Consider the following 1241-nt stretch of genomic DNA (forward strand, 5'->3'; position numbering starts at 1 on the left):
CAGGGCTCGACAGCTGAAGGACAAGGTCCGCTGGTCGGTCGAGCTGCCGGCCTGCGACCCGCTGGTCGCTCCGCTGCTCTACGCCATCCCGGTACAGCTGCTGGCCTATCACACGGCGGTTCTGAAGGGGACCGACGTGGACCAGCCGCGCAACCTCGCGAAGAGCGTGACGGTGGAATAAGGGACCGGTTCCGACGCGCATTCGAGAGCGCAGTGTCATCCTGAGCGACCCTGCACCGTCCCGGGGGGTGGCGTACCACCGAAAGAGGTGGCCGCTCCCCGGATCGGTGCCGCTCGGAACCACGCCCCTCGGCGGCGGTCAGCGCAGCAGATTGGTGCGGGCCAGGTCGATCAGCTCGTCGCCCCGGCCGTTCATCACCGCCTGCAAGGCCCACAGGCCGAAGCCCTTCACCTGCTCCGTGCCGATGGTCGGCGGCAGAGCCAATTCCTGCGGCGCCGTGACGACATCGAGCAGCGCCGGCCCCGGATGGGCGAGGATGTCCTGGATCGCGGCATCGAGTTCGCCAGGGTCCTCCACCCGGATCGCATGCACGCCGGTCGCCCGCGCCATCGCGGCGAAATCCGGGTTCTGAAGTTCGGTGCCGGTTTCCAGGAAGCCCGCCCCCTTCATCTCAAGCGCGACGAAGCCGAGCGTGCCATTGTTGAAGACCACGACCTTGACCGGCAGTTTCTGCTGGTTGAGCGTCAGGAAGTCACCCATCAGCATCGTGAAGCCGCCGTCGCCCGACAGGCTGATGACCTGGCGCCCGGGAAAGGCGGCCTGGGCGCCGATCGCCTGCGGCAGCGCGTTCGCCATCGAGCCGTGCGAGAGCGAGCCGATCATGCGGCGCCGGCCGTTCATCTTGAGATAGCGCGCGGCCCACACGGTCGGCGTGCCGACGTCGAAGGTGAACACCGCATCGTCCGACGCGCGCTCGCTGAGCAGCTTGGTGAGATATTGCGGGTGGATCGGCTTGCGGCCCGGCTTGCCGGTGGCGAGGTCGTCAAGTCCCTCGCGCGCCGAGCGGTAGTTGGCGAGGGCGCCCGCAAGATGACTGTCATCGGTTTTGGCGGTCAGGCGCGGCAGCAGTTCCCGAATCGTTGCGCCCACATCACCGACCAGCGCGAGGTCCAGCTTGGTGCGGCGGCCAAGAGTCTCGGCGCGCAGGTCGAGCTGGGCGATCTTCGCCTCGGTCGGATAGAACTGCCGGTACGGGAAATCGGTGCCGAGCATCAGCAGC

2 protein-coding genes are annotated in these 1241 nt (G+C 67.8%); one reads left to right on the plus strand and one right to left on the minus strand.

Annotated elements, in window-relative coordinates:
- On the plus strand, positions 1-181 hold a 181-nt coding region (locus I71_RS33735), incomplete at its 5' end, for a hypothetical protein (RefSeq protein WP_042704587.1).
- 138 nt (positions 182-319) lie between these two features.
- On the opposite strand, the gene I71_RS33740 is transcribed toward I71_RS33735, so the two are convergent.
- The coding region (locus tag I71_RS33740; RefSeq protein WP_042704588.1) for a thiamine pyrophosphate-dependent enzyme at positions 320-1241 on the minus strand (922 nt) is incomplete at its 5' end.

Origin of the sequence: Azospirillum sp. B506 (genome assembly GCF_000333595.1) — a bacterium.
Classification (GTDB): domain Bacteria; phylum Pseudomonadota; class Alphaproteobacteria; order Azospirillales; family Azospirillaceae; genus Azospirillum.